Origin of the sequence: Flavobacterium olei, from assembly GCF_039749035.1 — a bacterium.
Lineage (GTDB): Bacteria > Bacteroidota > Bacteroidia > Flavobacteriales > Flavobacteriaceae > Flavobacterium > Flavobacterium olei.
Genome location: NZ_JBDKWC010000002.1, coordinates 739,479 through 765,955 on the forward strand (window position 1 = coordinate 739,479; position 26,477 = coordinate 765,955).

The 26,477-nt window shown below is 34.5% G+C and carries 19 protein-coding genes; 7 read left to right on the forward strand and 12 right to left on the reverse strand.

Features of this window, described 5'->3' with window-relative positions; all coding sequences use genetic code 11:
- Positions 1-28: 28 nt before the first annotated feature.
- From ABEB31_RS07250 to ABEB31_RS07285, 8 genes are all read right to left on the reverse strand, one after another.
- Positions 29-775: a DUF2490 domain-containing protein gene (locus ABEB31_RS07250; protein ID WP_347050676.1), complete on the reverse strand. Its 747-nt coding sequence runs from the start codon at positions 773-775 to the stop codon at positions 29-31.
- Between the two features lie 152 nt (positions 776-927).
- Complete coding sequence (locus ABEB31_RS07255; protein ID WP_347050677.1) at positions 928-3,489, reverse strand: TonB-dependent receptor; 2,562 nt, start codon at positions 3,487-3,489, stop codon at positions 928-930.
- A 248-nt stretch (positions 3,490-3,737) separates the two neighbouring features.
- The gene (locus tag ABEB31_RS07260; protein ID WP_347050678.1) at positions 3,738-4,151 is read right to left on the reverse strand and encodes an RrF2 family transcriptional regulator; all 414 of its coding nucleotides are present in this window, start codon (positions 4,149-4,151) and stop codon (positions 3,738-3,740) included.
- A 155-nt stretch (positions 4,152-4,306) separates the two neighbouring features.
- The gene (locus ABEB31_RS07265; protein ID WP_347050679.1) at positions 4,307-5,134 is read right to left on the reverse strand and encodes a TPM domain-containing protein; all 828 of its coding nucleotides are present in this window, start codon (positions 5,132-5,134) and stop codon (positions 4,307-4,309) included.
- Between the two features lie 2 nt (positions 5,135-5,136).
- Positions 5,137-5,574: a TPM domain-containing protein gene (locus tag ABEB31_RS07270; protein WP_347050680.1), complete on the reverse strand. Its 438-nt coding sequence runs from the start codon at positions 5,572-5,574 to the stop codon at positions 5,137-5,139.
- Between the two features lie 23 nt (positions 5,575-5,597).
- Positions 5,598-6,182 (reverse strand): LemA family protein, encoded by a 585-nt coding sequence (locus ABEB31_RS07275; protein WP_347050681.1) that lies wholly within the window; start codon positions 6,180-6,182, stop codon positions 5,598-5,600.
- A 34-nt stretch (positions 6,183-6,216) separates the two neighbouring features.
- The gene (locus tag ABEB31_RS07280; protein WP_347050682.1) at positions 6,217-6,549 is read right to left on the reverse strand and encodes a MerR family transcriptional regulator; all 333 of its coding nucleotides are present in this window, start codon (positions 6,547-6,549) and stop codon (positions 6,217-6,219) included.
- A 47-nt stretch (positions 6,550-6,596) separates the two neighbouring features.
- Positions 6,597-7,574: a peptidoglycan DD-metalloendopeptidase family protein gene (locus ABEB31_RS07285; RefSeq protein ID WP_347050683.1), complete on the reverse strand. Its 978-nt coding sequence runs from the start codon at positions 7,572-7,574 to the stop codon at positions 6,597-6,599.
- 278 nt (positions 7,575-7,852) lie between these two features.
- Here ABEB31_RS07285 and alaS point away from each other — a divergent pair, with 278 nt between their 5' ends.
- Both alaS and ABEB31_RS07295 read left to right on the forward strand, forming a co-directional pair.
- Positions 7,853-10,489, forward strand: coding sequence for an alanine--tRNA ligase (gene alaS / locus ABEB31_RS07290; RefSeq protein WP_347050684.1), 2,637 nt, complete (start codon positions 7,853-7,855; stop codon positions 10,487-10,489).
- Between the two features lie 105 nt (positions 10,490-10,594).
- Positions 10,595-10,972, forward strand: coding sequence for a GxxExxY protein (locus ABEB31_RS07295; protein ID WP_347050685.1), 378 nt, complete (start codon positions 10,595-10,597; stop codon positions 10,970-10,972).
- Positions 10,973-11,080: 108 nt separating this feature from the next.
- On the opposite strand, the gene ABEB31_RS07300 is transcribed toward ABEB31_RS07295, so the two are convergent.
- On the reverse strand, positions 11,081-12,826 hold the full coding sequence (locus tag ABEB31_RS07300; protein WP_347050686.1) for an ABC transporter ATP-binding protein: 1,746 nt from the start codon (positions 12,824-12,826) through the stop codon (positions 11,081-11,083).
- Positions 12,827-13,193: 367 nt separating this feature from the next.
- On the opposite strand from ABEB31_RS07300, the gene ABEB31_RS07305 reads away from it, so the two are divergent.
- From ABEB31_RS07305 to ABEB31_RS07325, 5 genes are all read left to right on the forward strand, one after another.
- The gene (locus tag ABEB31_RS07305) at positions 13,194-13,970 is read left to right on the forward strand and encodes a hypothetical protein (protein ID WP_347050687.1); all 777 of its coding nucleotides are present in this window, start codon (positions 13,194-13,196) and stop codon (positions 13,968-13,970) included.
- Between the two features lie 136 nt (positions 13,971-14,106).
- Entirely contained in the window at positions 14,107-15,057 is a 951-nt protein-coding gene (locus ABEB31_RS07310; protein WP_347050688.1) for a GSCFA domain-containing protein, read from the forward strand.
- Positions 15,058-15,266: 209 nt separating this feature from the next.
- Positions 15,267-20,378 (forward strand): translocation/assembly module TamB domain-containing protein, encoded by a 5,112-nt coding sequence (locus tag ABEB31_RS07315; protein WP_347050689.1) that lies wholly within the window; start codon positions 15,267-15,269, stop codon positions 20,376-20,378.
- Positions 20,362-22,680 carry a translocation and assembly module lipoprotein TamL gene (gene tamL, locus ABEB31_RS07320; RefSeq protein WP_347050690.1) on the forward strand — a complete coding sequence of 773 codons (2,319 nt, stop codon included), beginning with the start codon at positions 20,362-20,364 and terminating at the stop codon, positions 22,678-22,680. The genes ABEB31_RS07315 and tamL overlap by 17 nt, the downstream gene beginning before the upstream one ends.
- Positions 22,681-22,829: 149 nt before the next feature.
- Positions 22,830-23,459 (forward strand): DUF4230 domain-containing protein, encoded by a 630-nt coding sequence (locus ABEB31_RS07325; protein ID WP_347050691.1) that lies wholly within the window; start codon positions 22,830-22,832, stop codon positions 23,457-23,459.
- A gap of 160 nt (positions 23,460-23,619) precedes the next feature.
- On the opposite strand, the gene ABEB31_RS07330 is transcribed toward ABEB31_RS07325, so the two are convergent.
- The 3 genes from ABEB31_RS07330 to ABEB31_RS07340 all read right to left on the reverse strand — a co-directional run bounded on the left by ABEB31_RS07330 (position 23,620) and on the right by ABEB31_RS07340 (position 26,453).
- Positions 23,620-25,374 carry an aromatic amino acid hydroxylase gene (locus ABEB31_RS07330; protein WP_347050692.1) on the reverse strand — a complete coding sequence of 585 codons (1,755 nt, stop codon included), beginning with the start codon at positions 25,372-25,374 and terminating at the stop codon, positions 23,620-23,622.
- 128 nt (positions 25,375-25,502) lie between these two features.
- Complete coding sequence (locus tag ABEB31_RS07335) at positions 25,503-25,949, reverse strand: hypothetical protein (protein WP_347050693.1); 447 nt, start codon at positions 25,947-25,949, stop codon at positions 25,503-25,505.
- 87 nt (positions 25,950-26,036) lie between these two features.
- Positions 26,037-26,453 (reverse strand): group III truncated hemoglobin, encoded by a 417-nt coding sequence (locus tag ABEB31_RS07340; protein WP_347050694.1) that lies wholly within the window; start codon positions 26,451-26,453, stop codon positions 26,037-26,039.
- Between the last annotated feature and the right edge of the window lie 24 nt (positions 26,454-26,477).

The following is a 26,477-nucleotide window of genomic DNA, read 5'->3' on the forward strand; positions in this document are numbered from 1 at the left end:
ATTAAAAGAATTTCTTAAATTAAGCATTCTAATTTCTAAAGTTTCGGTTTATTCTATGATAGAATGTAAACCGTATGATATCACGATCGTAAAAATCCAGGCCGCTGGAACGTCTCTGAAAGCTCTTCAAATAACCTAATTCCAAACCAATATTGGGGTTAAAATTATAACGTAATGCAAAATAGAATCTATTTTGATCGAAAGTATTTTTGCGATTGTCTTTCCCCTGATTGAATAAAATTTCATCTGAAACAGTTCCTTTTATATTATGGTTTTCTTTTTCCCAAATTGTAAAGGTAGATTGTAAACGATATCTAAATCGAAATGCAAAAGAGAATTCATTTAAAAGTCCGTTTATGTCTGTTTTTTGAATAAAGCGTTCTTCAATTTGAAAACGATTATGAAAGGTAATTTTAGCAACATCATTTATTAAGGTCAAATCTTGCTGTGCGCGATATTCAGGTACAGAAGAATCAGGATCTGCCTTCGGATTTTGAGTATTTACATTAAAGTAAGCAAAACCGGCGCCGGCTTCCATCATCTTATTGATTCTGTAACGTGCCTGAGAGCGAATGACGAAGAGATTCTCGTGAATTGGATTTACAAAATTTCTGTTGTCCAATTCAGAATGAATAGCCCATTTTTCAGTTAAAGGAATTATATTATAATATCGGATCCAGGTCAAAGTCTGCTGGTCGATTTTTCTTTGGCCTTGTCCTGTAATTAACTGACTAACACAGAATATAACAATAAGAGAAATGAAAGATCTTTTCAAGCGATATAAATTCAGGTTGCCAATTTATACAAATGATCTCAATTGTTTTCACTTAAAAAATATGTTTTAATTTTTTTTTTGTGATTTGAATAAAATAAAAACGAGATACATTTTTAAATGCATCTCGTTTTTAATACTAAACTAACTACCGCTTACAATGAATACTTAAGTGTAACCCCGTAAGTCCTTTGATCACCAATAACTCCTGCGTATTGACCTGTGTTACCACCTGCAGGCAATAATTGCTCGTAGTAATCTTTATTTAAAAGGTTTCTTCCCCAAAACTGAACAGATAATCCCTGCGAAGCGCGGAAACCTAAACGAGCGTTGAAAATAGCGTAACCCTGAACAACCAAATATTTTGAAGCCGAAGGGCTTGAAGAAAATTCAGAACGTGCATAACCATCAGCAGCAAAGTAAATTTTTCCGGCATTTCCAAAAAACTTAGCTCTGTCTGAAAGCTCTCCGCCAAGTGAACCTGCCCATCTTGATACCCCCGGAAGATCGGTTCCTGACACATCTTTAAAAGCCACCTGAACTCCATCAATCGTTTGTCCTGTTTCTTCCAGGGGAAGTGGTGCATTTGTGAATTTTACATATGTGCCGTCTGTATATGTTGCCGCACCATTGATAGTAAGGTGAGAACTAATAACAAAGCTGGCGTCCAGCTCGGCACCTCTCACACGTACTTTATCTGCATTGGCTAAATAACCGCGGTTTACGCCTAATTCAGCTGCCTGAACGTTGGTCTGAAAATCTTTGATTTCGGTATTAAAGAACGTTAAATTGAAAATGGAGTTTTTAAACGGAGATGTTTTTACACCAACTTCATAATGATTCACTTTTTCTGGTTTTACAACAGCAAGCTCAGTTAATGGCTGTCCTGCCGCATTTGTTGGAAGTCCGGCTACATTTACGCCAACTGGTTTGTAACTTTTAGCATAAGTTCCGTAAACATTAATTTTATCTGAAGCCTTATAAGTAAGCGTGATGTTTCCTGAAAAATCGGTGTTGTCAGTATTTGAATCAAATGCCTGATCAGAATAAACGGATTTCTTTAAAGCCAAAAGAGCCGGATCTGTTGTTTGAAGACCTCCGTATGTTGTACGGGAATAATGAGCATCTTTTTTGTCAAAGTTATATCTCAACCCTGGTAATACGTGGAAACGTTCTGTAATTGCCCAGTCTAATTGTCCAAATACTGCTGCACTTGAAGCTCTGATGTTTGCATCGGTTTTGATTCCGTATCCTTCAAAAAGACCCGGAGTTTTCCAAAGTGAACTTGTAGAACTTTGTGCAAATCGCCATTGTGCATTTCCGGATTCCTCTGTACCATCAGTTTGCGAAGTCTGATCGATGAAGAACGCTCCCACAACCCCACTAATTTTAGAACTTAGCTGTCCTGCATATCGAACTTCTTGTGTAATTTGAGTTTGTCTTGTAGGGTTTTGAGATTTTGCCAAAACCTGTAATCCTGTAAAATCCCTGTCATTTGACGGATCCCAGTTCCAAAAACGCCAGGCTGTCGTGGAAGTTAAAGTTCCTCCACCAATTTTAGTGTCAATGTTAAGTGAAATTCCTCCCATATCCTGATTAGAACGCCAAGGTGTATCATGATCTATTTTACGATCAAAAGCATTTAAACTTGGGAGCTGATAATTTAAATCAGCTATAATAGCATTAAATTGACGGTACGCTGCTCTTTGCGTTGGCGCGACACCTGCAACTACTTGTGCATATCCATCCGGACGCTGTGTTGTAATATCACCTGCAAGTATAATATTTGTATTTTCTGTCGGAGTCCAAAGCAATTGACCTCTAAGACCCTGATTGTTTAGGGTATTTGTAGGTCTTCCGGTTACTACATTATCAATCAGACCATCTCTTTGTGTACCTGAGAAAGAAATTCTTCCGGCCAATTTTTTCCCTAAAGCACCGGTAACAGAAGCTTTAGCCTGCAGGAAATTATAATTCCCGTAACTTACTTCAAAATCGGCTCCAGAAGTAAAACTGGGTTTACGCGTTGTAATATTAAATGCTCCAGAAGTTGTATTTTTTCCAAATAGCGAACCTTGTGGTCCGCGTAAAACTTCTATCTGTTCAACATCAATAAAATCTAAAGTTGTTGCTGCCGGACGCGCATAATATACACCATCAACATAAAAACCAACTCCAGGATCAATTCCGTCATTTGTTAGTCCGAAAGGCGAACCTAAACTTCTGATGTTAATTCCGGTATTTCTTGGATTTGAAGAATACAATTGTACAGAAGGCACCAGTTCTTTAATACGATTTACGTTAAAAGCTCCTGCCTGTTCCGCTTGTTTTCCGGTAATAACAGAAACTGCAATGGGCACGTCCTGAACTTTTTCAATTCTTCTTCTTGAAGAAACCACAACCTCAACCAATTGGTTTTCTTCGCGTAATGTTATCAATAGAGGTGAAGCGGGAATAGCAGTAATCTCCAATTCATTTGTTTTATATCCTGTGTACTGAATTAAAAGTGTAACAGGTAATTCTCCCTGAGATTCTATAGTGAATCGTCCTTCAGAGTTTGTAATGGTGCTTAACGTTGTTCCCTTAATAACAACATTGGCTGCTTCTACAGGTACATTTTGATCAGTTGTTACAACACCTTCAATGCTTTGTGCGAATGAGATTGAGAATGTTAAAACGGCAATTATGGTAAAGATATTTTTTATAGATGTTTTCATTTTTATAGTAAGTATATGTGATTAGTAGAATTTAAAATAAAATTTTTTTACCAGCACATGCACATTACAAATGAAGAGGTTTTCACAGTTGTGAAAGGAGAAAGAGTAATTTTTAAAAGCTTTGCTACACCTGATTGACTAGAATGTACTTTCATGAGTTAAAATTTAGTAAATGATTATTAGTTAAATGTTTTTGCAAACATACAACATAAATTCTATCGATTTACTAGGGTATATAAAATATTTTTTTATTTTTTTACCAGCGAGGCAATTGTAATGCCTTCCATTGCCAACAGAGTTTTGTCGCGAATAAGCATTAAACCGTGTCGCAGACTGCATTCATCTTCGGTTTTGCAATCGGAACAAGGCTCGTAAAAATTTAAGGAAGCGCAAGGCAAAAGTGCAATTGCACCATCAAAAAGCCGATGAATTTCTGCCAGCGTAATGTCGTGTTTGGATTTTATCAGATAATAACCGCCAAATTTTCCCTGCTTACTGCTTACAAAACGGCCACGTTTCAGATCCAGTAAAATCTGTTCTAAAAACTTTTTAGGAATATTGGCTCCATCAGCTATTTCAATTGTTCTTGAAATGTGATTTTCGTCTTGTTCTGCTAAATAAAGTAAGGCCTTAAGGGCGTATTTTGCTTTATGTGATAACATCTATTTTTTTTATTATGAATTGTAAATTATAAATTGTCTCTGGAGTCGGAAATAGTGACAGTTGATTTTTATGTGACACTGATTAAATTGGTCAGGCTGATCATAGTTAATTCCGATACAGTAAACCTCGGACCTGAAACCTGAAACAAAATGAATTACCAGCCACCGCTTGAACCTCCGCCAGAGAAACCTCCGCCGCCAAATCCGCCGCCGAAGCCTCCACCGCCTCCGCCGAAACCACCTCCTGATGATCCTCCGAAACCGCCACCACCGCTTCTTCCAAGATTACTTAAAATAATAACGTCAAGAAGACTTGGGCCTCCTCCGCCATTGTTGCCAGAATTTCCTCCTCCGCCTTTTTTATTACGGGCAAGTAAGATTAATACAATGACAACTATAACAATAAAGGGTAGAATAGGAAAGTCTTTTCCTTTAGCTGCTTTACGTTCGCCTTTAAATTTTCCTTTAAAAACGTCGATAATCGCATCCGTTCCTTTATCAAGACCATTATAAAAGCTTCCCGCTTTAAATTCAGGTATAATAATGTTTCTTATAATCGTTCCGCCAATTCCTGCGGTCAGACGATCTTCAACACCGTATCCCGGATTAATAGCAATTTTCTTTTCGTTTTTTGCCAATAAAATGATTACTCCGTTGTCATCTTGTTTTGTACCGCCAATTCCCCAGGTTTGTCCCCATTTTGTCGCCAGTTGACTTACGTCTTCTCCTTTCAGACTTTCAATTGTAATTACTACAATTTGTGTTGTGGTAGAATCTGCATAACGAATAAGTTTTTCTTCAAGCTGGGCTTTTTCAGTAGTGCTTAAAACATTTGCATAATCATAAACAGAAGTTTGCAGGCTCGGAACCTTAGGAATCTCAAATTGTGCAAATACATTTGAGAAGGTAAAAAAAGCGATTAACAAAAAGGATAGTCGAAAAATTCCTTTAGAATTTGGGGTTTTAATATTGGAAATTTTCATAGTTAACCTTTAGAGATTTCATTAGATAATTCGTTTACATCATCTTCAGATGAAGGGAAATATTTTTTCAATTGTTCGCCGGCATTCAAAATACCATCAACAATTCCCTGTTTAAAATTTCCGGCTTTAAAATGGTTGGTCATTATATCTTTGGTACAATCCCAAAAATCATCAGAAACCAAATCATTAATTCCTTTATCGCCACAAATTACAAAGTTTTTATCTTCAACAGCAAAATAAAGAAGCACACCATTTTTAAGATGTGTTTCATCCATTCGCAATTCATGAAAAACTTCTAAAGCCCGGTCAAAATGGGCTTTAGAAGATGTTTTTTCTATATGCACTCTAATTTCGCCAGAAGTATTATTTTCGGCCACGCGAATAGCTTCAACAATTGCCTGTTCTTCTTCTTTGGTTAAAAAATCTTCTACTTTTGACATTGAAATTATTTTAGAGTTAAGATTTAGAATTTTACTTCAACTGGTTTATCAGCTCCTGTAGTCGCTTCAAAGTATGGTTTTTCTTTGTACTTGCTTAAGAACCAATTGTTAGGAATAGCCAAGATATAGCCATTGTAAACCTGTACAGCTTCGTTAAAACGTGTTCTCGCAGTAAGAATCTGATTTTCTGTACTTGCCAGTTCATCTTGCAGCTTCAGGAAATTTTCATTTGCCTTTAAATTCGGATATTGTTCAACAGAAACCAATAATCTTGATAATGAAGAAGATACTCCGCTTTGTGCCTGGTTGAATTGTGCCAGTTGTTCTGGTGTAACATTACTTGGATCAATAGTAACAGAGGTTGCTTTTGCACGCGCTTCGATTACAGCTGTAAGTGTTCCTTTTTCAAAATCTGCCGCACCTTTTACCGTGTTTACTAAATTCCCGATAAGATCATTACGTCTTTGGTAAGCCGTCTGCACATTTCCCCATTCTTTATTTACAGCCTGGCTGTGTTGTAAAGCAGTATTTTTAATACCAATTGACCAAAAAGCAATTATTGCAATTAGGGCCACAATAATTCCTACGGGGATTAACCATTTTTTCATATTTGTTTTAATTTAAGTTTATTTCAATTTTTAATTACAATTCGTTTTTGATGTCATTGAGCTGCATTTTTATCGACTCTAATTTACGTATTATTTCGAATTTATCCAGCGTTTTCTTCTGACCTTCCTTTAAATGTATTTTGGCACCTTCAAGCGTAAAACCTCTTTCCTTAACCAGGTGATAAATTAATTGAAGATTTGTAATATCTTCCGGTGTAAACATCCTGTTTCCCTTTGCATTTTTTTTAGGTTTTAGAATATCAAATTCGCTGTCCCAGAATCGTATCAAAGAGGCATTGACATTAAAAGCCCTGGCCACTTCGCCAATACTGTAATATCTTTTATCTTTAGAAAGTTCAATATGCATGGTTTGTTTTTTTCTATTTTATTTCAAAAATACTATTTTTCGGGCGATTAATCTAATGATTGGTTTTCTTGATTTGCCATATGAGAAATTGCCACGTATTCTACAGCAGAAATATTTCCATAATAAAAATTCAGCGGATTCACTACTTTTCCATCTTTATGTACTTCATAATGACAATGCGGACCTTCAGATCTTCCTGTGCTTCCAACATAACCAATTACATCTCCGCGTTTTACCCGCTGTCCCGCTCGGCAGTTGTATTTGCTTAAATGCGCATACAAACTTTCATATCCAAAACCATGCCTGATTACGATATGATTTCCGTATCCTGATGCCGTGTTATCGGCTCTATCTACAACGCCGTCTCCCGTAGCGTAGATTGGCGCACCGGTATTGGCGGTAAAATCCATTCCGTTGTGCATTTTTCGCACTTTCGTGAAAGGGTCAATGCGATACCCAAATCCGGAAGCCACACGTTTCAGATTTTCATTCTGTACCGGCTGAATTGCCGGAATTGCTAAAAGTAAATTCTCTTTGGCCCCGGCCAATTTCAAAATTTCATCCAGTGATTGCGACTGAATTGCCAATTGCTTCGAAAGTTTATCTACTCTTTTTGTTGTGTTTAATACCAATTGCGAGTTGTTGTATCCTTCTAAATCCTTATAACGTTCAGAATTTCTAAAACCGGCTTTTCTGATAGAATCCGGAATTTCAGCTTTATTAAAATAAACGCGGTAAATATTGTTATCTCTTTCTTCCAGTGCGTCTGCGGCATCATCTATTTCATCCAGCTTTTTATTTAAAATGGCATACTGCAGTTTTAAATTCTCAATTTCACGGGCTTGCAAACGGTCTTTTGGCGTTTCAAAATAGGGTGTATTAAGTAAAAGCACAAAAACTAAAAAACCAAACAAGGCCGAAGCCACTAAAAACAGTAAAGCATAACCGATTTTAATTCTTTTTCTGGTTTTAATTTTCGTATAAGCCAGATTTTCTGAGTCGTAATAATATTTTACTTTCGCCATATTTTAAAATACGCTATTTTTGCAGCTTGTAAAATCAGTTAGACGCGCAAAACGGTTAAATGTTTCAGAGGTTTAGACTTTTTTACAATACAAAATTAATTAGATAATTGAGGCAATTAGATAATTAGATAATGTATAAATCAATGATTTTATTGTCGCTAACTTAAAGTTTTTTAATTTAAAATCATATAATTATCCCATTTTCTGATTGACAATTTTTCTAATTGTTTAATTATCAAATTGACACATTAAAAACAGATACATTTTTTAAATAAAACATGAAATCACAAGACGTACGTAAACAATTTTTAGATTTTTTTAAAAGCAACGGACACCTAATCGTTCCGTCGGCTCCTATTGTGCTTAAAGACGATCCAACCTTAATGTTCAACAACTCGGGAATGGCCCAGTTCAAAGAATTTTTCTTAGGAAACGGAACTCCAAAAAGCAAAAGAATAGCCGATACGCAAAAATGTCTTCGTGTTTCAGGAAAACATAATGATCTTGAAGATGTAGGTTTTGATACCTATCATCATACTATGTTTGAGATGCTTGGTAACTGGTCTTTTGGTGATTATTTCAAAAAAGAAGCCATTAACTGGGCTTGGCAATTATTGACAGAAGTGTATAAAATTCCAAAAGAAAATTTGTATGTTTCTGTTTTCGAAGGAAGTAAAGAAGATAATGTTCCGTTTGATCAGGAAGCCTGGGATATTTGGAAAACCTTAATCGATGAAGACCGAATTATTCTTGGAAATAAAAAAGACAATTTCTGGGAAATGGGCGATCAGGGACCATGCGGACCTTGTTCTGAAATTCACGTTGATTTACGTCCGGAAGCTGAAAAAGCGTTGGTTTCAGGAAAAAGTTTAGTGAATAATGATCACCCGCAAGTAGTTGAAATCTGGAATAATGTATTCATGGAATTCAACCGTAAAGCAGATGGTTCTCTTGAAAAACTTCCTGCACAACACGTTGATACCGGAATGGGATTTGAGCGTTTGTGTATGGCTTTACAAGGAAAAACATCAAACTATGATACCGATGTTTTTACACCGCTTATCGAGAAAGTAGAACAAATTACAGGTTTAAGATATACGTCTGATGAAATTAAAAACATCAGCGAAGAACAAAACAAAACTAACATCGCAATTCGTGTTGTGGTAGATCACGTGCGTGCGGTTGCTTTTGCAATTGGAGACGGACAATTGCCATCTAACACGGGAGCGGGTTATGTAATTCGTAGAATTTTGCGTCGTGCTATTCGTTACGGATTTACATTTTTGGGAACCAAAGAACCTTTTATCAATAAACTGGTAGAAGTTCTGGCAAACCAAATGGGAGAATTTTTCCCGGAAATCAAATCACAGCAACAATTGGTTACGAATGTAATTCGTGAAGAAGAAGCTTCTTTCTTAAGAACTTTAGATCAGGGATTACAATTACTGGATAATGTAATTGCAGAAACCAAAGGACAAGAAGTTTTGGGCGCTAAAGTTTTTGAATTATACGATACTTTCGGATTTCCAAAAGATTTAACGGCTTTGATTCTGAAAGAAAAAGGTTTCTCTTATAATGAAGAAGAATTCGAAGTTGAATTGCAAAAACAAAAAGCGCGTTCTCGTGCCGCTTCTGAAGTTTCTACAGAAGACTGGAAAGTTTTGATTCCCGGAAATGTGGAAACATTTGTTGGTTATGATAAAACGGACAACGAAGTAAAGATTACGCGTATCAGAAAAGTGGATTCTAAAAAAGATGGTATTTTGTACCAAATTGTTTTAGACAATACGCCATTTTATCCAGAAGGAGGAGGACAAGTCGGCGATAAAGGAACGCTTGTTTCTGCAAACGAGACAATCGAAATTATTGACACGAAGAAAGAAAATAACTTAATCCTGCATTTTGCAAAACAGCTTCCGGAAAATGTTGAAGCAGGTTTTGTGGCAAAAGTAAATACAGATTTAAGAACATCAACATCAAAAAATCACTCGGCTACGCACTTGATGCATTTGGCTTTGAGAAGTATTTTAGGAACGCATGTTGAGCAAAAAGGATCGTTGGTAAATCCGAATTATTTACGTTTTGACTTTTCTCATTTCAGCAAAGTTTCTGATGAAGAAATTAAACAAGTTGAAGCTTCTGTAAACGCTCAGATTGAAGCGCAATTGCAATTGGTTGAACATAGAAATATTCCGATTAAAGAAGCTTTGGATAAAGGCGCAATGGCTTTGTTTGGAGAAAAATACGGAGATAATGTTCGTATGATCGAATTTGGAGATAGTAAAGAATTATGCGGTGGTATTCACGTAAAAAATACGGCTGAGATCTGGCATTTCAAAATTATTTCTGAAGGTGCTGTTGCAGCCGGAATCCGTCGTATTGAAGCAATTACAGGAGATGCTGTGAAAAACTTCTATGTAAATCAGGAAAATACATTAGCAGAAATAAAAGAAACGCTTAAAAATCCTCAGGATATTTTAAAATCTGTTACTTCGCTTCAGGATGATAATGCCAAACTGAAAAAACAAATTGAGCAATTACTTAAAGAAAAAGTAGGGGCATTAAAATCAGAATTGGAAAAAGATTTTACAGAAGTAAACGGAGTAAATTTCCTTGCCAAACAAGTAGATTTGAGCATGGCATCTACGAAAGAATTAGCTTCTGCATTAGGAAGTTCAAAACCGGATTCGTTTGTGTTTTTAGCTTCTGTAGAAGAGGGTCAGCCAAATATTCATTGTTATATTTCTAAAGAATTAGTTTCAAGCAAAAGCTTAAATGCAAATGCAGTTATTAAGGAATTAGGAAAGTACATTGAAGGAAATGGAGGAGGACAGCCTTTCTTCGCTTCAGGTAAAGGTAAAAATGCTGGTGGAATTGCTGAGGCACTTAATAAAGCAATTGAGTTTGTGAAATAATTTTTTAATCTCGCAAAGATGCAAAGGCGCAAAGTTTTTTTAAGCTTTGCGTTTTTTTATTTTTAAGTTTTTAAATTTTGTAAGTTTATACTTTAAAAATTAATTATGAATGAGAATGAAATTTCAGCTATTATAGTTGATGTTTGTTATAAGATACATGTAAAATTGGGGCCTGGATTATTGGAGTCTGTTTATGAAGCTATTTTATTTCACGAATTAACTAAAAGAGGTTTAAATGCAGAAAGACAAAAAGTGTTACCTGTAATTTGGGATCAAATAAATTTGGATATTGGTTTTCGTGCTGATTTAATAGTTGAGAATAAAGTAATATTAGAAATAAAATCAATAGAACAACTGACAGATATTCACGCAAAACAAGTATTGACTTATCTCAAAATCACAAAAATGAAATTAGGTTTACTAATAAATTTTAATGTGCCAATAATAAAATTTGGTATAAAAAGAGTAGTATGTAATCTCTAATAAAAAAACTTAAATAAAAAGCAGAGTCGCAAAGTGTTAAAAAAAACTTTGCGACTCTGCGACTTTGCGAGATTAATTCTGCGCAAAGAAAAAATCTAATCACTTAATTTACTTACGCTCTCCAATCTGCTGGCGCCACATAGCGTAATACAAACCTTTCTCTACAATTAAATCTTCGTGTTTACCGTGTTCGATAATTTTTCCCTGTTCCAGTACAAAAATTCTGTCAGCGTGCATTACAGTAGACAAACGGTGCGCGATTAGAACGGTGATTCTGTTTTTATCTGAGATGTTTCTGATTGTCGCATTTATTTCTTCCTCAGTAATAGAATCCAACGCAGAAGTAGCTTCATCAAAAATCAATAAATTTGGATTTCTTAAAATAGCTCTTGCAATAGATAAACGTTGTTTTTCTCCTCCCGAAACTTTAATTCCGCCTTCTCCGATTGTGGTATTTAAACCATCTTCGGCACGTCTGAGAAGTTTGTCGCAGCTTGCACGCTTTAAGGCATCATATAAATCCTCGTCGGTTGCATTTGGCTTAACAAATAATAAATTTTCACGAATGGTACCCGAAAATAATTGTGCATCCTGCGTGACAAAACCTAATTGTTTTCTTAAATCTAATAAATCAATTTCGGTGGAATCGATATCGTTATAAAGAATTTCTCCTTCTGCTGGTGTGTACAATCCAACCAAAAGTTTTACCAAAGTTGTTTTCCCAGATCCAGACGGACCAACAAAAGCAACAGTTTGGCCTTGTTTGATTTCGAAATTAATGTTTTCTACAGCTTTAAATTTTGCGGTCCTGTGCTGAAAACTAACATTCCTGAAAAGTAATTTCTGAATAGCACCAACATGTTCCGGAGTTTGAGGACGAAATTCTTTTGGAGCGTTTAGTAAATTTCTGAAGTTCTCCATTGAGACTTTCGTTTCATTAAGCGCAATGATAAAGTTTCCAAGTTCTTGTAAAGGTCCGAAAATGAAGAAAGTAAAAAATACCATCGTTAATAAATCTCCGACGATAATTTTTCCTCCAAACAAGAAATAGTATAAAGCGAAAACAACACAGGTTCTCAAAAAGTGAACTGTTGTTCCCTGAATAAAACTCAAACTTCTGATAAAACGGATTTTCTCCAATTCCAGCTGAAGAATTTTAAACGTATTTAAATTGAGACGTTTTTCTTCCTGGTAAGTTAATCCTAAACTTTTTACCAATTCTATATTTCGTAAACTTTCGGTTGTAGAACCAGCCAGTGCATTGGTCTGATTGACAATTTTTCTCGATACGATTTTAATCTTCTTTCCTAAATACAAACTGATTAAAGCAATAATTGGCGCTGTAATTAGAAAAATAAGAGAAATTCGCAAATCGATTCTTGCCACATACACAATAACGAAAACAAACCCGATAATGGTTTGAAAGATCAAAGAAATCGAAAGGGTAATTAATTTTTCAGAATCAATTCTGACTTTGGTAAGTTTACTTAAAGTTTCACCACTTCGTTGATCTTCAAATTCTGCATATGGCAGATCAAGAGATTTTTTGATACCGTCTGTATACATTTGAGCACCCGTTCTCTGAATGACAACGTTCGTGAAATAATCCTGAAAGTTTTTAGTAATTCTTGAAATCATTGCCGCTCCAAGCGAAAGACCCAGCCAGAAAGCCAATGATTTGATGAAACCCAGTTCGTTTCCTTTGTATTTTGCAAGGCCAACTCCGCAGTCCTGCATTAATTTTCCGGTAATAACCGAATCTGATAAACTGAAACAAATGTTGATAGTAGCCATTATCAAAGCAAAAAACAAAAGCATTTTATGTTTGATAATGTAAGTATATAGTAATTTCATATAAATTTTTAGAAAAATGGAAGATGCAAAAGTAAGGAATTGTTATGGTTTGTGAATTAGTTTTTAGTTATTAAAAATGTAAATTTTCTGTAATTGAAATTACGAATCTGTTTTTGAAAATCTGTCACTTAGATTTTCATCACAATATTTTCAGACATTTCAAAATAAAGAAGCAAAAAAGTGTTTATGTGATTTGTTTTTTTTGTTTTGTTTTACTTTTTTTATAAATATTTTAGCATCTATTGTGTTGTTTAACAATATTTTAGTTGTTTTTTATATGCTATTATTTGTCTCAATGTGGAATACCGTAAGGTTATGAATTAACCTTACACTACGTTTGCGGTAATAATAATTTAACCTATTTAAAATGAAAAAAATTTTATGCCTTTTTGGAGCGTTAGCTTTATCGCTAACTTCTTGTTCAAGTGATGATAATAGTTCTGACCCAGGGACTGCAAATGCATTGCCAACAAAAATTACTGAAACTATCGTTGAAAATGGAAAATCAGGAAGTCTTGATTACACATTTACTTATGATGGCAACAAATTAAAACAAATTTCACTATCTGATGCTTCAAAATCTGTATATACTTATACAGGTGATTTAATTACAAAGGTAGAATCTTATAAATCAGGGGTTTTATTTTCTACTGACGTTTATGCATATGAAAATGGTAAATTGATTTCTAAAATTACAACAAACGCTTTTAATGCTACATCTCAGGAAAAATTAACATTTGTTTACAACGCAAATGGAACTGTAAACGTAAACCAGTCAGAAATAATAAACAAGCAGGAAATTAAATACGATACTACGACACTTTATACATTTGCAAATGGAAACATGATTTCCTCTGAATATTATGATGGAGTAAAAGAAAAAATTACTAGTACATTTGATGATAAAAAGAGTCCTTTCGTTAACATTACTGGATTAAAACTTCTATTAGACTTAGACAATGAATTTGATTTTTATTCTACAAATAATGCATTAACTAGTGTAACAGTAACTTATGATGGAGAGGGTAAAGTTGTTCAGACCGCAAGTGTAGACTTTAAAAATAAATACAACGCTAGCAACTTTTTAAGTGAAGTATTCGCTGGAGATGCTAATGATTCTTTTAAAATTCAAATTACTTACTAATAATTTGAAACTTTTTCAAGTGTCCTAGTTTTCTGCTAATGATTGCTAGGATCAAAACTCAAATGCATTTAAACAATTGCATTTGAGTTTTTTTTTGTTGAAGAAAATAAACGAAATTTGTGTAAAACTACATATAATGCAATTCAGAACTCAAATCCCAATTCAGAAAAGTAATAGTCAGATTGATTATCATTCTAAAATACTTTCTGTCGGTTCCTGTTTTGCAGAGAATATGGCAGCGAAATTTGATTTTTTTAAATTTCAAAATGAAACAAATCCATTCGGGATAATCTTTAATCCTGTTTCGATTGAGAAAATATTGGAGAGAGTTTGTAAACAGGAATTATTTGGAGAAAAAGATGTGTTTTTTTATAATGAACGCTGGCATAGTTTTGAAGTGCATTCTGATTTAAGTAATCCGGATCGCGAAGAATTACTGGAATCTTTAAATAAAGCTATCAAAGAAACTCATAAGCGAATAAAGGAAGCAACTCATATCATTATTACCTACGGGACTTCGTGGATTTACAGAAGTCTGGAAAGTAACGAGATTGTGGCAAATTGCCATAAAGTCCCTCAAAAACAATTTTCTAAAGAATTATTGTCAATAGAAATCATTGAGAAAAGTATTCAAAATACGATCAAATTAATTCAGGATTTAAATTCTGATATCAACTTCATTTTTACGGTTTCTCCGGTGCGTCATATTAAAGACGGTTTTATAGAAAATCAGCTTAGCAAGTCGCATTTGTTTGCAGGTTTACATTCCAATTTCAGATCAGGGATTTCGCATCTGGAGTATTTTCCATCGTACGAAATCATGATGGACGAGCTTCGCGATTATCGTTTTTATACAGAAGATATGCTGCATCCAAACCAAATTGCGATCGATTATATCTGGAAGCTTTTTAGCGAAAATTATATCTCAGAAAGTAGCATTTCTACAATGAAAGAGGTAGACGAAATTCAGAAAAGTCTGCGTCATCGAAGCTTCAATCCCGAATCTGAGCAGCATCAAAAATTCTTATTCAAACTAAATCAGAAAATAAATCTTTTAGGAGAAAAACTGCCGTATATAAAGTTTTGAATTTTATTTACAACAACTAGGGATTGTATAAGAAAATTAGTGACAGCTATTATTTTTTAAAAATAAGTAAGAAAAATTCCATTTGTCCGTAAAATTTTAGAATAATCCTCTAAAATTATGTAAATTGTTATAGTTTAAATTTTACATTTTTGTAGAATGTCAAATTATGCTTTTTCAGTAGCAATTAAATCCAGTTTTTTTATTGAAATATGAATAAGAAACCCATTCATTATATAAAAAAGACGCTTCGTATTCTCCTTTGGTGCGTGGGTTCTGTGGTTGCGTTATTATTACTTATCATTATTTTAATTCAGGTTCCTTCTGTTCAGAATTTCGTTAAGGACAAAGCGATTACGTATCTTCATAACAAGATAAAAACCAAAGTTTCCTTAGATCGCATTGCAATTAAATTTCCAAAAGATGTAGTTCTGGAAGGTTTTTATTTTGAAGACCAGAAAAAAGATACTTTGCTGGCAGGTAAACGTTTAGAAGTAGATGTCGATCTTTTTAAATTGATTAGCAGCGAACTGGAAATTAATTCGGTTTCTCTTGAAAATGTTAAAGCCAACATTTCAAGAAATAAAGATGGTGTTTTTAATTTCGATTATATCATCAAAGCTTTTGAATCTAAAGAGCCGAAAGTAGAAGATCCGGATAGCAAACCATTTAAAATCTCGGTTGTAAAAGTCAATTTAGATCATGTCAAATTTAATTTTAAAGATGACTATTCTAAAAATGATATTCGGGTTAACCTGACACATTTCGATACTAAATTTAAAAAATTCGATCTGGATAAAATGGATTTTAATATTCCGACCATAAATCTCGACGGATTAAAATTGGTTTTGAATCAGGATGTGGTCGAAAGAATTGCACAGGTATCGGTGGAAACAGTTGATACCATTTCAAAGAGAAAGGATTTTAAATTAAAACTTGGCAAAATTGCGCTGTCAAAAATTGACATATTATATGATAATAAAGATTCCGGATTAGATTCCGGAATCCGTTTAGGAAACTTAAATTTAGCAGTAAATGAAATCGATCTTACAAAACAGCTTTTGGATTTTGATACTTTTGAAGTTAAAAATCTTAAAGGAAATTTACGTCTGGGTGCAAAAGATAAGCAAATCCAAGCCCCAAGCCTCGACAGCACAGCGATAAAGCAATCGGGCTGGAAAGTTAAACTCAACGAAGTTGATCTTCAGGACATCGCCTTTAAATTTGATGACATGCAGTCAAAACCCGTTGCGAAGGGAATTGATTACAAGCATTTGGATCTTAATAAATTCAATTTTAAAGCAGAAGAATTGTATTATGGAAATGATACTATTTCCGGAAAAATTCAGAAATTGACTGTCAATGATAAGAGCGGTCTGCAAATTCAGTCTTTAAAAACAGATTTATTTTACGGACCAAAAAATGCGTCGCTGGATAATTTGTATCTCAAAACACCGCAAACTTTGGTTCAGGATAAAATTAAGGCGTCTTATCAATCTCTGGAGTCGCTTCAGAAAGATCTTGGAAATCTAACTGTCGATGCCAATTTAAAGCAATCAAAAATTGGTTTTAAGGATATTTTACTTTTTGTGCCTGATCTTCAAAAACAAAATCCGTTTAAGAGCAATCCAAATGCCATTTTGCTGGTTGATACCCGCGTGAATGGAAAAGTCAAAGACCTTAATATTTCCAAATTTGAATTGAGCGGACTCGGATCTACAAAAGTTTCCCTTTCGGGGAACATAAAAGGACTTCCTGATGCACAAAAAGCGTATTACGATCTGGATATCAAAAAGCTGTCGAGCACTTCAAAAGATATTAATTCGTTGGTACCTTCGGGAACAATTCCGAAAAATATTCACCTTCCGTCGCAAATCGGTTTAACCGGAAAATTTAAGGGTTCTGTGCAGAATTTTAAAACAAATCTGGCATTAAACAGCAGTTTCGGAAACGCAAAAGTAAACGGAATGTTTGACCAGCGTGTTAAAAAACGAGAACGTTATGACGCTACAGTAAGCTTTGCAGATTTTGATTTAGGACGATTAATCAAAAACGATTCAATTGGTAAAATTTCGCTTACAGCAAAAGTAAAAGGAACAGGTCTTGACCCAAAAACGGCAAATGCAGCGATTAATGGTTTGGTAAAGAAAGCCGTTTTTAATCGATATACGTACAAAAACTTAGCCTTAAAAGGAAATATAGATAACGGTTCTTTTGCAGTAAAGTCCGGAATGAAAGATCCAAATCTAAATTTTGATCTGGTAGCAAGCGGAAGTACAAAAAACAAATATCCTTCTATCAAATTAAAACTGAATCTTGATATTGCCGATTTAGAAAAACTGAATCTGCATGCAGGGCCAATGAAATTACGTGGAAATGTAGATGCCGATGTAGCAAATAGTAATCCGGATTTTCTTAACGGAAAAGTTTTCCTTTCAAATATTCAAATTTTGAAAGATGCAGAACCGATTGTTTTAGATTCAATTCGTGTTTTTGCTTTTGCTGATAAGGACAGCAACTCCGTAAAAATTTCATCTCAGTTTTTAAAAGCAGAAGTTACAGGGAAATATAAGTTAACCACTCTGGCCAATTCTATTCAGAATTCTTTATCAAAATACATAGATCTTAAAAATCCGAAAGTAAATGCAGAATCAGATGAGCAAAGACTGGCATTTACTTTAAAAGTAGATAATGATCCTGTTCTTTTAAAACTCCTGCCAAAACTTACCGGTTTAGAGCCTTTTACGATTACGGGAAATTACAATAACCAAACAGATTCGCTGTCTGTAAAAGGAACGATTCCGCGAATTGTGTATGCCAATAATACAATTGCCGACGGAAAAATAAATATTGAAGCAAAAGAAGAAGCTTTAGAATATTCGGTTTCTGTAGCGACTATTGAAAGCGGTTCCTTAAAAATCCCGTATACAAGCCTTTCCGGAAACGTACAAAATAATATCCTGACTTATGCTCTTGAGGTTCAGGATGCAAAAGAAAAACAACAATATTATATTGCAGGAAATCTGACGCATGAATCTGCTAAAAATATATTTAAAATAGATGCTGAAAACTTTCTTTTAAATTATGAAAATTGGACGGTAGACCCTGAAAATAGTATTGAGTTTGGAGATAAAAGACTTTACATCAATAAATTTTTCCTGAGTAATGCCGGGAACGAATTGAAAGTGCAGTCGGAGGGAACAGGAAATAATGCGCCGCTTAAAGTTGACTTTGTCAATTTTGATATAGAAACCATTATGAACATCGTTAAAAAGGATGAGCTGTTGATGAAAGGTTTGATAAACGGTAATGCGCTGGTAGAAAACGTAATGACAAACCCAACGTTTACTTCAGATTTAAAAATTGATGATTTTACTTTTAAAGGTGAAAAAGTTGGAGATCTTGAAATAAAAGTTGACAATAAAACAGCCAATACACTTGCGGCGAATGTAGCATTAAGCGACGAAGGAAATGATTTAAAATTAACCGGAGATTATAAATTAGACGCCGGCACTTTTGATTTTGATGTAGCGATAAACAAACTGAATATAAAAAGTATTCAGGGCTTTACGATGGATAATATCAAAGAAGGAAGCGGTTACTTATCTGGTAATTTTAAAATTACAGGAAATACTGCTGCGCCAAAAATTAATGGTGAATTAGTCTTTAATGATGCCGCTTTCAGGGTTACACAGCTCAACTCGTATTTTAAAGTAAAAAATGAAAAAATCACTTTTAACAATGAAACAATTTCATTTGATAAATTCTCGCTTTTAGACGAAAATGACAACGAACTGTTTGTAGACGGTACTATCAAATCGGCAGATTTTAGAAATTATGATTTTAGTTTACTTGTAGAAGCTAACGATTTTAGAGCTATAAATTCTAAAGCGGCAGACAACGATTTGTTTTATGGAGATTTATTTTTAGATACGAAACTAAATATAAAAGGAAATCTTGATAGTCCGGTGATTGACGGAACTGTTAAAATCAATAAAGAAACCAAGTTCTCTGTTGTATTGCCACAATCAGATCCTTCGATTGCCGATCGTGAAGGTATTGTAGAGTTTGTAGACGAAGATAATATGTATCTCAAACAAACTGTAGCAATGCAGAATCAACTGAATCAGTCTGAATTAAAAGGCATGAATGTCAATGTAGCCATAACAATTGACAAGGAAGCCGAACTGAATCTGATTATTGATAAAGGAAATGGTGATTATTTGAAATTGAAGGGAGAAGCTGAACTTGTGGGCGGAATTGACCAGTCCGGGAAAACGACTTTGACAGGGAAATACGAGTTTAGTGAGGGTGCTTATGAGATGAATTTCAATGGAATAAGAAGAAAATTCGATTTGCAGAAAGGAAGCTTTATTACCTGGAATGGCGAGCCGACAATGGCAAACGTAAACATTACAGCCATCTATAAAATAAGTGCTGCTCCAATCGATTTGCTGGGCAATCAGTTGGGAACAGATGATGCATCGAGAAGAAATATATATAAGCAAAAACTTCCATTTCAGACTTTATTGAAAATGAAAGGGGAGTTAATGAAGCCTGAAATCTCGTTTGGAATTGTATTGCCGGAAGGAAATTACGATGTTTCATCAGACGTTGTAGAGCTTACTCAGACAAAACTGAAACAATTAGAACAAGATCCGGCAGAGTTAAATAAACAGGTTTTTGCACTTTTATTATTAGGTCGATTTGTGGGTGAAAATCCGTTTGCCAGTGAAAGCGGCGGAACAAGCGCAGAGACCCTGGCACGACAAAGTGTAAGTAAAATTCTTTCGCAGCAATTAAACAATCTGGCCGGCGAATTAATTAAAGGTGTTGAAGTAAATTTTGACTTAGAATCTACAGAAGATTACACTACGGGAACTATGGAAAACCGTACAGATCTGAATGTGGCAGTTTCCAAAAGATTACTCGACGACAGATTAAAAGTGACAGTAGGAAGCAGTTTTGGTGTTGAAGGCCAGGAACGCGCCAATGAAGAAAGTACGAATATTGCCGGCGATGTTGCATTGGATTATCAATTAACAAAAGATGGCCGTTATACGGTTCGCGCCTACAGAAAAAATCAATATCAGGTCGCGGTCGAAGGGCAGGTTGTAGAGACAGGAGTTGCTTTTGTGATCACGATGAGTTACAATAAATTCAGAGAATTATTTCATCGTTCGGAGGAGGAAAAGGAGTTATTAAAAGAAGAGAAAATCCGAAAAGAAAAAAAGAAACAAAAGGATAAAGAAAAGAAAGAAAAAGAAAAACAGCAGGAAGATCAGCAAGAACAGCAAATTGAAGGAAATGAGCAAAAAACATAATCATATAACCCATTATTATATTAAGTGTGTGACACTGCTTTGCCTGTTTTTTGTTTTAGGATGCAGTAATACAAAATATCTCCCTGAAGGAGATTTGTTATACACAGGTGGTTCGGTAGAAGTAAAAGATTCCATTCTTAAAAAGAAAGAAAGAAAAGAACTGGCAAAAGAATTAGAAGGTTTATTAAGGCCAAAACCCAACAAATCGATTTTAGGTTTACGTCCGAAATTATGGATTTATAATATTGCGGGTGAGCCAAAAAAACAAAAAGGTTTTAGATACTGGCTGCGCAATAAAGTTGGAGAAGAACCGGTTCTTTTTAGCAAGGTTGATCTGGATTATAATGCGTCTGTATTACGAAATTATGCAGAAAATAAAGGATATTTTAAGACCCGCGTTAGTGCAGATTCTACCGTTAGAAATAAAAGAGTAACTGCAGAATATACGGTTACACCTAAAAAAAGGTATATAATTAAAAGCGTCATCTTTCCGGATGATTCTCTTAAGATGTCCAAAATAATTGGCAGATCCAGCCGCAGAAGCTTACTAAAAGTTGGCAAACCTTATGATCTGGATTTAATAAAAGCAGAAAGAGAACGTATAGATGCAAGATTAAAAGAGAAAGGATATTACTATTTTAATCCCGATTATCTTTTGGCACAAGTTGACAGCAGCAAAGGCGATCATGAAGTAAAAATTCGATTGGTAATAAAAAATGAAACGCCTGCAAAAGCTTTAAGAGCTTATAAAATTGATAAAATTTTTGTCTATCCAAATTATGCGCTTGGAAATGACAGCATGGTGTATCGACAAAAAGACATTAAACAATACAAAGATTTTACCATTATTGATACAGCGGATACTTTTAAACCGCGAATTTTCGACAGAACCATTTACTTTAAAAAAGGAGATTTATACAATAGAAAAGATCATAATTTAACTTTAAACCGATTTGTAAATTTAGGAACCTTCAGTTTTGTTAAAAATGAATTCAGACCTTCTGATAGTATTGACAATGCGTTAAATTCCTATTATTACCTGACACTTCTTCCAAAGAAATTTATTAGGGTAGAGGTAATCGGAAAAACAAATTCTGCCAGTTATACAGGAACAGAATTAAATGTAAACTGGAATAACAGAAACTTTTTCAGAGGCGCAGAATTGTTCACATTTTCTGTTTTTGGTGGCGCAGATTTTCAAATGGGCGGTGTAAACAGGGGAAAGAATATCTATAAACTGGGAGCAGAAACAAGTTTGACCTGGCCACGGTTTATTTCGCCATTTAATATACAGGGAAACAGCGAATTTGTACCCAGAACAAAAGCAACTTTGCGCTATGAATATCAAAAACGAACACAACTATATGCTTTAAATTCTTTTAATGGTACGTTTGGCTATTTATGGAAAGAAAATATTCGAAAAGATCATCAGTTAAATGTAATTGACATTACATATGTAAGTCCGAATCATGTAACAGATGAATATCTCGCGGATATAGATAAAGATCCAGCTTTAGGAAAAGTGATAGAAAAACAATTGATTTTTGGACCAACGTATTCGTATACCTATACCAATACGATGCAAAAACGCAGAAAAAACACCATTTATTTTAATGGAGAATTAGATTTAGCAGGTAATATTACCGGTTTGGTAACAGGTGCAAGTTATAAGAAAGATAATGTAAAAACCATATTTGATGTTCCGTTTAGTCAATATGTGAAGATTAAATCTGATTTTAGACATTATTTAAAGCTGAGTAAAGAAAGTGAATTGGCAAGCAGGTTAATTGTCGGCGCCGGATTTGCTTACGGAAATTCCAATACCCTTCCTACATCCAAACAATTTGTTGTCGGGGGAACCAATAGTATTCGTGCATTTAGGGCACGAACATTAGGGCCGGGTAGTTATGTGATTCCGCCTGGAACAAACGAAAATTATACACCAGACCAGTCTGCAGATTTAAAATTAGAGTTTAATACCGAATATCGCGCAAAGCTTTTTAGTGTTGTTAGAGGTGCAGTATTTTTTGATGCGGGAAATATCTGGCTTTTAAATGCTGACCCGAATAAACCCGGAGCAGAAATTTCCAAAGATTTTATGAAGGAACTTGCGATTGGTGCGGGAGTTGGTCTTAGATTCGATTTGTCATTTCTCGTTTTGCGCACAGATTTGGCAATCCCGCTTAGAAATCCGGCTCTTCCAGACGGACAAAGATGGGTAATTGATAAAATCGATTTTGGAGACGGTGCATGGAGAAAAGACAATTTGATTCTGAATATTGCCATCGGATATCCTTTTTAAATTTCTTTACAGCTAATTTCGCAAATTAGCCTGAACTTTTATTTGTCGCTGAACTGAATGCACAATATCAAAGATTAGATAAAATTAGCGCAATTCGTGGCAGACAAAACTAAAAAAAGAAGTAAATTGGTCTAAAATATTTTAGGAGAATGCAAAATTTAATTAAAAGAGTTTTAGGAGTCTGTGTCATTGTTTTACTAATTGTATTGGCATTTAAGTATTGCGATTTCAAAAAAAATGATGATTCAGGTATAGAATACGACACCAGTTTAATTCAGCAGCAGATTCTTAATGTTGGGAAGCTCGTTGTTACAGAAGGACATTTTTCAGAAGTAATTACCTATAAAAATCAGCAAAAATATTTAATGAACATGGTTTCTTTTGAGAAAAAAGCCCTGATTGTTGTAAATGCTGATGTTACGGTGGCGTACGATTTGCATCAAATGAAATACGATATAGACGAAAAAAATAAGACAATAACTATTCTGAATATTCCAAAAGAAGAAATTAAGATAAATCCCGATATCAAATTTTATGACGTCGAACAAAGTAAATTAAACCCTTTTACGGGAGACGATTATAATAAGATCAACAAATCGGTGAAAGCAAATCTGGCAAAAAAAATCGAGAAATCATCGCTTAAAACCAACGCTCAAAACCGTTTAATAAGCGAATTGTCGAAGATCCTTATATTGACAAATTCTATGGGGTGGAAACTCCAATACAATGGCAAAACTGTTGAGTCTGAAAAAGAGTTTACTGATGATTTGAAGCTTTAGTTTTTGCCACAAAATGCTAAGACAATAAGGTTAATTAATTTATCCGAAGATTATTAGGATTAAAAGGATTTTATTTAGTTTGAATTTTACTCTCAGCAGAAAAGAAAAACACTCTGTGTCTTAGTGTCTTCGTGACAAATATGTTTTCAAAAAAAAACAGTTATACCTTTTCTGTAGAAAAAATCAACTCCAAACCGCCGGAAATTAAATGTGCAATTTCAGGACGTCTGACTTTCAACTCTTCTAAATAACTTACCACTTCCTCTAAAAGAGAACTATTAGAATCTTTTAAAAGTTCTGCTATTTCAACAGAAAGCAGCCAGTCATTTTTATGGTTTTCTTTTAGATTGATAAAGATATCCTGAAGTTCTTCCTTGGATTTTTTATTCGTACGGATATCACGAATACGTGCATATAAATTTTCCAATTCATCACGTTCGTTGGTATGTTTTGCTTTAATGGTTTGTGATGTCGGAACAATGTTTATTAAATCAAAACTATTTACATCGGCAGGCCCGGAAAAAGCCGAAACAACTTTTTTGCCGATTGCCATATCGTAATTGCCCCAGTCAGGCTGAAACAAAATAGTTTCGCCATGGGTCACGGTACAATTTCTAAAACTTATTAAAATAATTTCTCCGTGAAGATTTCTCGAACCTGTTATAATTTCACCTTCGACAACAATATTGCCTTCAAATTCTAATTTTACAGTTTCATTTTCAACGATACTGTAAGCCTGCAAATCCTTCGGGCTCATATCTTCAATTGCGAGATTAAAACCTTTCAGTTTACCAATAGGACTACCAAATCCGTGAGGATGTGTCAGCGTTCCATGACCAACCAGTTCTTTTTCGCGGTAAGCTAAAGCAGTTTTCCCATTGGTCTGAATGTAAACCGGTTTTCCGTCTTCTTCAATAACATTCGTAAAAATGCCTGAAATCTGTAATCCTGTACTTAATTCGATTGTTCCCAAAGCATTGGACTGAATCAGTTTTTTAATTCCGGATAATCCGCCTGTTCGTAAAGCCATTTTGTTGGCAAATTCTTCCAAAATCAAACTCAAATGAGAAAATGTTGGTGTTACATAGAGCTGTGGCTGCAGTTGTGTGATATCAAAATTCTGATTAGCAGCCGAAATATCATAAGGGATTTTCTTTACATTATCGGTCATGCACCAGGCACTTTCACCAATTGAGGAAAGCAAACCTGCGCCGTAGATTTTAGGATCTTCTACTGTACCAATTAGTCCGTATTCTACTGTCCACCAATGAAGGTTTCGTATTTGAGCCATCTCAGACAATTCGCCCATATCATTTTGTAAATCTGAAACTGCTTTTTCGGCAATATCAATTTTTTCCTGAGGCGTATCTTCAGCTTCTTTTAAAATAGACAATAGTCGAATTGCTTCGTACATTTGGTAATCTTTATGAGAAGAAATTGCTTTACAGCCAATCTCACCAAAACGTCTTAAATATTCAGCATATTCGGGATTGGCAATAATAGGAGCGTGGCCGGCACCTTCGTGAATGATATCCGGAGCGGGAGTATATTCGATATGTTCCAATTGTCTGATATCTGAAGCAATAACCAGAACATTGTAAGCCTGAAATTCCATAAAAGCATTAGGAGGAATAAATCCGTCGACAGCAACTGCCGCCCATCCAATTTCGGTCAGGATTCGGTTCATACCATACATACTTGGAATCGAATCAATTTCGATTCCGGTTTTCTTTAGTCCATCCAAATAAGAATGATGCGCAACTTTAGAAAGATAATCGACATTTTTTCGCATAACGTATCTCCAAACGGCCTGATTAATTGGCGTATAATCGCTATAATCCTGAGGTTTGATAAATTGCTTTAAATGCTTCGGAAGTCTTTCTAATAACGGATTGGTTTCAATATTTGGATTCATTTCGAAAACGTTGTAGGTTAAAATGTAAAATTACGAATTTATGAACCTATAATGGATCATTCATCACAATATTTTTATCCTAAAGTATAATTTATTGCATTTTTATAGATTTTTCTCCAAGAGCGAATTTAACAATCGTTATTATTGTAATTCACGCTATCCATTATCTTTTCATAGTTTTCAACATCTTTTTTAGTTATTGAAACTTCTTTTAAATCAACATTTAGCTGTTTTTTTGTATCAGGGCTTATCCATAAACCTGTAAAAGTATTTCCGGTTTTAGATAAAATTAAAACTCCGGTAAAACCATGTTCCACCATTATAAACTGATTTTCTTTTTTTATATTTTGGGTAATGTCCAGCTGTATCCAATTGTTAGATTTGTTGTAGCGATACATTGCGGTGTACATTAAATCTGCAGTACATGGATTTTCTTCTGTTTTTATATAAATGGTAACGGGTGTTTTTCCGTCAAGAGTTCCTTTATATAAATTTGATACAGGAGCTTGCGATTGTGCATTTAAATGATTTAGAAAAGACAGGCAAATTAAAAAAGACAGGATTATTTTCTTCATAAATAAAATATTAAGTGGTTGAGGACTTATATGGTTTTAACCAATCAAATTTATTTAATTAAAAGAAAATTCCAATTTAATCTGTTACTAATTATTAAGATTACCGGTTTGGTTTTTTAATTCGTTTTCGGCATTTCTAAAATACTCAATTTTATGACTAAACATAAAAGCCATATTAGTTGCGCGCATTTTAGCCTCTTCGGTAAGCGGACCTGAAAATTGCGCGTCGATTGTGGAATTAAAAATGCTAATCCAGCGGTCAAAATGTGTTTTGTCGACTGGTAATTGCTTGTGCGGCGGAAAAGGCGTGCCCGAATAAGCACGAACATCAAACAAAATAGTCTGCCAGAAATTATACATTTTCTGTAAATGCGGTTCCCAGCGACCCTGAAGTTTGTCATTAAAAATCGGTCCAATGAGGTCGTCTTTTCTAACATTTCCATAAAAACTGTCGACCATTTGCTTAATGTCGTCTATTGTGGTGATATCCTTAAGCGCTTCCATTGTATTGTAATTAAATTGAAATGC